Consider the following 6,235-nt stretch of genomic DNA (forward strand, 5'->3'; position numbering starts at 1 on the left):
GTAAAAATATTTTGGCCGCAGGGCTTGCGGTGTCAGTCTGTAGAGCGACCATAAGACCAGAACAGAGTAAATCTGTTAAGGCAGGTGCGAAAAATCCTTCGGGAAAGAAGCAGAAACCTAAATCGTGAGGTTTGGGAATCGCCGTCCGTTTTACGGCGGCGAGGATGTCAACTTGATCCTTCTCCCATTCTCGCTTTATCCATGGGAGACTACCCTTTAATTATCACCCCAAAATATAGTGCCAGTGTTTGTTTCCCCAGCAGATACCGGCATCTGTCCCCTTTTGTCGATTAAATTTGTTAGATTTTGGAGGAGAAATGTTAACTTATTTTAAAATTTATGTTGAGCAGCACTGCTACCTATCCCATCGGGGGAACAGATATCGATCGCTTTGATTGTCGTCAAGTTTGGTATCCTATCTACTACGTCAAAGATTTAGACAAAAAGCAGCCCCAACGCTTTACCCTACTAGAAGAGGATTTAGTGATTTGGTGGGACAAAAATCAGCAAGAATGGCGAGTTTTCGAGGATAAATGTCCCCATCGTCTCGCTCCTCTCTCAGAAGGTCGTCTTAACGAAAGCGGACATCTAGAATGTCCCTATCACGGTTGGTCTTTTTCCGGAGGAGGAAACTGTGAATTTATTCCCCAACAACCGGAAAACAGTCAAGCTAACACCTCTCGACGCGCTTGTGTGCGGTCTTTTCCCACGGCTATCCGTCAGGGATTATTATTCGTTTATGCGGGTAATCCCGAAAATGCTCCCCTGACTGCGATTCCAATTATTGAACCCATGGAGGAGGATGCTGATGCTTGGATTTGTTTGGATACCTTTCGAGATCTACCCTACTCGGCCGTCACTTTAATCGAAAATATTATCGATTCTAGTCATGTTCCCTATACCCATCATCTCACCATCGGTAATCGGGCCAATGCCGCTCCTATGGAATTAGAAATTATCGAGTCCAATCGTCAGGGATTTAAGGGAATTTGGCCCGAAGGACCGCGTAAAGGTAAATTAGGTCAGCAATACAGCAATTTTATCGCCCCCGGATTAATTTACCACGATCTCACCTCGGAAAAGTTCGGACGGACTTTAACCGTAGTCTATGCAACTCCCATCCGTCAGGGAGAATGTCGTCTCTTTGCTCGTTTTCCCTTTAAATTTAACTCTAAACTGCCGAAATTCTTCATTAAGCTTACCCCCACTTGGTATTCCCACATCAATCAAAACGCTATTCTTGAAGATGATCAGATTTTTCTCTACTATCAAGAGCGTTATCTGCAAGCTCAGGGGGATAGTCGGAATTTTAGTCAAGCTTGTTATCTCCCTACCAAAGCGGATTTATTCGTGTTTGAGTATCGCAATTGGGTTAATCAATACCAAGCTGATCCTTTCGCCGGTCAACCTTTTCCCCCCCTACAATCAAAAGAGATTCTCCTCGAACGATATCAGTCCCATACCAAAAATTGTGCTGTTTGTCAAGGGGCTTTAAAAAATATTAATCGTCTGCGGGGGTTAACATTAGCGATCGCTATTGTTCTTGGTCTATCTTTACCACTTTTAGCCCTAATTTTCGGTCAATCGGCCCTCCTTCCCGTGACAGTGCTGACAGCATTAACTGTAATTATGGTGGCAGCTTATTGGCGCTTGGGAGAACTGAAAAAACAGTTTTATCAAGGACGGGAATTATTGCCGAGAAATACCGGTAAAAAGCGATAAAGCTGCCGAAAAAGAGCGGAAGTTAGGGAACCTGTTCCTCACTATCGACTTTGGGGGTTTGGTTTTGGGAAGATTGCTGAAGTTCTTGCCAGCGAGTTTCTGCCAGTTGTTTTTGTGTTTGCACTTCTCGGTCATTGGAACGATAACGAAGGGATTCTTGATAAGCTTGAATCGCTCGCTCGTATTGACCGAGTTTAAACCAACTATTGCCTAAACTTTTCCAGGTTTCGGGGTTATCTTTTTGCCTTTGAATCGCCTGTTGATAGGCGTTTATGGCTTGGGAATTGTCGCCTAAACGATAGCAAGCGTTACCGATACCGATAAAAACTTCGGCTTTTTGGGAAGAAATGCGGCGAGCTTTTTCGTAGGATGCGATCGCTTCTTGAAATCTTTCCATTTGATGAAGTAATGCCCCTTGATGTAACCATGCTTGATAATAATTAGAATTGGCTTTAGTTGCTTGAGTAAATGCCTCCAAAGCTTCTGACTTGCGACCTAATTTTTGCAGAATAATCCCTTGACTATAGTGAGCTTGGGAAAATTGAGGATTAAATTGTCCAGCTTTGCTATAACTTTCTAAAGCCTCATTAATTTTATTTAATTGATACAAACTATTACCTTTTTGATACCAAATTAAGGCATTATCCGATTCGAGCGCTAGAGCCTGATCATAGGCTTTAACTGCCCCTTCATAATCCTCAAGATTCTGTAATGACCAGCCTTTTTTGTACCATATTTTGGCATCATTTTGCTGAAAAGTTAACAATTTTTCAAGAGCTTTTTGGGCGGCGGAATATTGTTGCAGTTCTAGATAGATATCGGCTTTACCTTGCCAAGCTTGACTAGCGGCAGGATTAAAAGATAAGACCCGATCAAAACTTTCCAAAGCCTCCTGATTTTTGCCTAATTTATCTAAAGCTTGCCCGCGACCGAGCCAAGCTTGCCAAGCGGAATCTGGGTTAATTTGAATAGCTTTTTCGTAGGTATTTAAAGCTTTCGAGTATCTTTTTAAAGCCAATAAAGTATCAGCTTTTCCTTGCAATGCCTCAAGATAATTGGGATTAATTTTTAAGGCTTGACCATAAGAAGTAAGGGCATCAGTATAGCGTTTGAGTTGATAAAAAGTCTGACCTTGTTGATAGTAATCAAGAGAATTACGAGAATTTTGCCAATAGTCAAAACCCAGATAAGCACTGGCTATTAAGCCAATTGTCCCAGAGACAACCAGGATTTTTGTTAGCCAAGATTTCCCTGGACGAGCAATCAGACCTTGAGGTTTCACCCCATAGGTAGTTTTCGGAGCGAGATGATAAATTTTACCTAATTTTCTCAGATCGATTAATGCTTCACTGACACTGGTATAACGCTGACGAAAATCATAGCGGATCATGCGCTCGATAACATAACTAAACTCGGCGCTAGTCATGGCCAAATGTTGCCAGAGAATTTCCCCCGTGCGAGCATCCAGTGGAATATCTTCGGTATCTTTACCGGTTAAAGCTTGTAATCCAATAATACCAGTGGCATAGATATCGCTACTAAAACGCGGATAACCTTGGGCCTGTTCACTGGGGAAATAACCAGGGGTACCAATAGCGATGGTAGAAACGGTTTTACCTTCTTTAACCACTTGAGTGCTAATTTGTTTGACAGCACCAAAATCAATTAAAACCAATTGATGATCTTGGCTGCGACGAATAAGATTAAAGGGATTAACATCGCGATGGATCACCTGTTTGTGATGGACAAATTCGAGAATTGAGAGAATTTCTGTTAATAAAGCCACCACTTTCCCTTCATCTTGCCTATAGACACCGGCAGTAATTTCTCTGGCTAAATCTTCCCCTTCAATGTATTCTTGCACGAGGAAAAATTGCCCATTTTCCTCAAAATAAGCAAATAAACGGGGAATATGGCGATGAATGCCCAATTCTTGCAGGATTTTCGCCTCGGTTTCAAAGAGTCGTCTAGCGATGGCTACAGTTTCGGCATCCTGGCACTGGGGTTTAAATTGTTTGATCACACAACGATTTTGATTGGGTAACTGGCGATCGCAGGCCAAGAAAGTCTGTCCGAATCCCCCTTTTCCCAATTGACGGATAATTTGGTAGCGATGACTAAGGATTTTTCCGGCAGCGAGTTCCATAGACGATGGCAATCCGAGGTTTTTTACTATTCTAGGCTTTTCGGCTCTCTTTTGCGGTCGATGGACAAAATGGGTAAATTCCCCTATTCTACTTTTTTCCCTATAGAGAGGAAAAAAATTCCCTGTGGAGGGGACTGACATGACAGGCAAAAAAAAATAATCTAGAAACAGAGAAAGTTCACTGTTGTTTTTTGAGAGGATAACCGCTATGTCTATCAATCCTGTTACTAGAGCCAGTACAGCTTTACTGATTACCCTGCTCATGGGGTCGATGTCCGGTACTTTTCCCGTCCTCGCTCAAAGTAATATTAATCGGCAACGTCTCATCGCTCAACAAATCTCGATTCCGGCGGGAACAGTTATCCCTTTGAATTACGAGAAAGCCGATAAAATTTTAGTTTCTAAAAGTGATGTTATTCCTCTGACTTTAACCGTAGCCAGAGATATTCGTAACCGCAATGGGATTGTGGTGATTGCGGCAGGAAGTGAAGTCAAGGGTACTTTAGAAGCAGCCGGCCGAGGTGTGCGGTTTATTGCCGATGAAATTGGCCTTGATGGGGGCAATCGCACCATTCCCCTCAATGCCACTTCGCGATTAATTACTACCACTGAAACCCTGCGTAAAGGGGCAAAAACTCAAGATATCTTAGGGGGAACCCTCGCCGGTGCGGGGGCAGCCACAGCGATCGCTGCTCTCACAGGTGATCGCAAGATCGAAGTTCTCGATGTCTTAGCGGGGGCAGCCGTGGGAACCCTTGCAGGATGGGGCTTACCGGCGGCGGGAATTGTCGGTGGTAGTTCCGTGCAGTTATACTCTGTTAACCCCGATCGAGATTTAAATATTACCCTGCAATCGCCCCTAGTGATCAGAGATTAGTGAACGGCAAACCATGACCAAATCCGTCTGCTGGCGGATTTGGTGTCAACCATCGATTTAATCGGAGCGATCGATTTGTTAGATTTTTAATAGTCCGTCTGTCAACCAATAGACAGAAACAGTCAAAACATCAGAATCAGAGATCAAAGTATGAAACTTCCTACAGGGTTACGGCGAACTATTACCCACGCTTTAGCAACTTTTCTGGGAATTATGCTCGGTTTTAGCAGTTTAGCGGCGGTAAATGCTCAAAATCTGCCCAGCGCTGCCGCCGATCTGGCCAGAATTCCCCCGGAGATGACGGCGGAAAGTTTTGTCGCTAAGGCAGTGGCGCGCACGGGTGCGGCAGTAGTGCGAATTGACACCGAAGCGATCATTACTCGTCCCAATAGCCCCTTTTTTGATGATCCTTTTTTTCAGGAGTTTTTTGGAGAACAGTTTCGTCTTCCCACCCAGCAGCGAGTGGCTGGCCAGGGATCGGGTTTTATTATCGATGGCAGTGGTTTAATCTTAACTAATGCCCATGTGGTCGATAATGCCGATAAGGTAACGGTAACTTTAAAAGATGGTCGTAGCTTCAAAGGAGAAGTGCGCGGTACTGATGAGATCACTGATTTAGCCGTAGTGAAAATTAATCCCCAAGGGGAAAATTTACCTGTAGCCGTCCTCGGCAATTCCTCATCCATACAAGTGGGGGACTGGGCGATCGCAGTAGGCAATCCCGTCGGTCTAGATAATACAGTAACTTTAGGAATTATTAGCACGATCGGGCGCTCGGCAGCTAAGGCTGGTATTCCCGATAAACGCATTGATTTTATCCAAACCGATGCCGCTATTAACCCGGGTAATTCCGGCGGTCCTTTACTCAACGCCCAAGGGGAAGTCATCGGTATCAATACGGCGATTCGTGCTGATGCCATGGGCATCGGTTTTGCCATTCCCATCGACCGGGCCAAGCAGTTACAAGCGACCCTAGAATCAGGTCAAAAGGTGGCCCATCCCTATATCGGTGTGCAGATGGTTAATCTAACTCCCGATTTAGCCCAGGCTAATAATCAAAACCCCAATTCTGCCATGATCGTCCCGGAAGTGTCGGGAATTTTGGTGGTGAAAGTCCTACCCAATACCCCCGCCGAAAAAGCCGGTATCCGTCGCGGGGATGTGATTGTTAAAGCTAATAATCAACCGGTTAGCGATGGCGCTGAGTTACAGGAAATGGTGGAAAAAACCGGGATCGGTCAATCTTTACCCCTAAGAATCAGAAGGGGGGAAAGGGCGATCGATCTCACCGTAATCACCGCCCAAATGTCAAATCAGTAATCGGCAGTCAGTGATCAGTTATCAGATGTGAGTTTTCATCGAAAATTTGGGTCTGAAACCCCGTCGTTCTACGACGGCTTTACTGTTAAATATTAGCGCATTTACACGATATATGCTAGAATGCGAGATATGGAAAAAGCCTATTCGTTTCGATTTTACCCAACACCCGA

At 44.4% G+C, this 6,235-nt stretch carries 4 protein-coding genes and 1 pseudogene; 4 read left to right on the forward strand and 1 reads right to left on the reverse strand.

Annotated elements, in window-relative coordinates; translation table 11 throughout:
- Together IM500_RS07485 and IM500_RS07490 are read left to right on the forward strand one after the other, a co-directional pair.
- Nucleotides 1-128, forward strand: a pseudogene (locus IM500_RS07485) (RNA-guided endonuclease TnpB family protein); the annotation flags it as partial.
- A gap of 211 nt (nucleotides 129-339) precedes the next feature.
- The gene (locus tag IM500_RS07490; protein ID WP_287738056.1) at nucleotides 340-1,722 is read left to right on the forward strand and encodes an aromatic ring-hydroxylating dioxygenase subunit alpha; all 1,383 of its coding nucleotides are present in this window, start codon (nucleotides 340-342) and stop codon (nucleotides 1,720-1,722) included.
- Between the two features lie 22 nt (nucleotides 1,723-1,744).
- Here the strand turns inward: IM500_RS07490 and IM500_RS07495 are convergent, their stop codons facing one another.
- Nucleotides 1,745-3,868 (reverse strand): serine/threonine-protein kinase, encoded by a 2,124-nt coding sequence (locus IM500_RS07495; RefSeq protein WP_190720964.1) that lies wholly within the window; start codon nucleotides 3,866-3,868, stop codon nucleotides 1,745-1,747.
- Nucleotides 3,869-4,076: 208 nt separating this feature from the next.
- On the opposite strand from IM500_RS07495, the gene IM500_RS07500 reads away from it, so the two are divergent.
- Nucleotides 4,077-4,745: a hypothetical protein gene (locus tag IM500_RS07500; RefSeq protein ID WP_190720967.1), complete on the forward strand. Its 669-nt coding sequence runs from the start codon at nucleotides 4,077-4,079 to the stop codon at nucleotides 4,743-4,745.
- Nucleotides 4,746-4,895: 150 nt separating this feature from the next.
- Entirely contained in the window at nucleotides 4,896-6,065 is a 1,170-nt protein-coding gene (locus tag IM500_RS07505) for an HhoA/HhoB/HtrA family serine endopeptidase (RefSeq protein ID WP_190720970.1), read from the forward strand.
- Nucleotides 6,066-6,235 lie beyond the last annotated feature (170 nt).

The organism is Microcystis sp. M179S2 (assembly GCF_020245805.1).
Classification (GTDB): domain Bacteria; phylum Cyanobacteriota; class Cyanobacteriia; order Cyanobacteriales; family Microcystaceae; genus Microcystis; species Microcystis aeruginosa.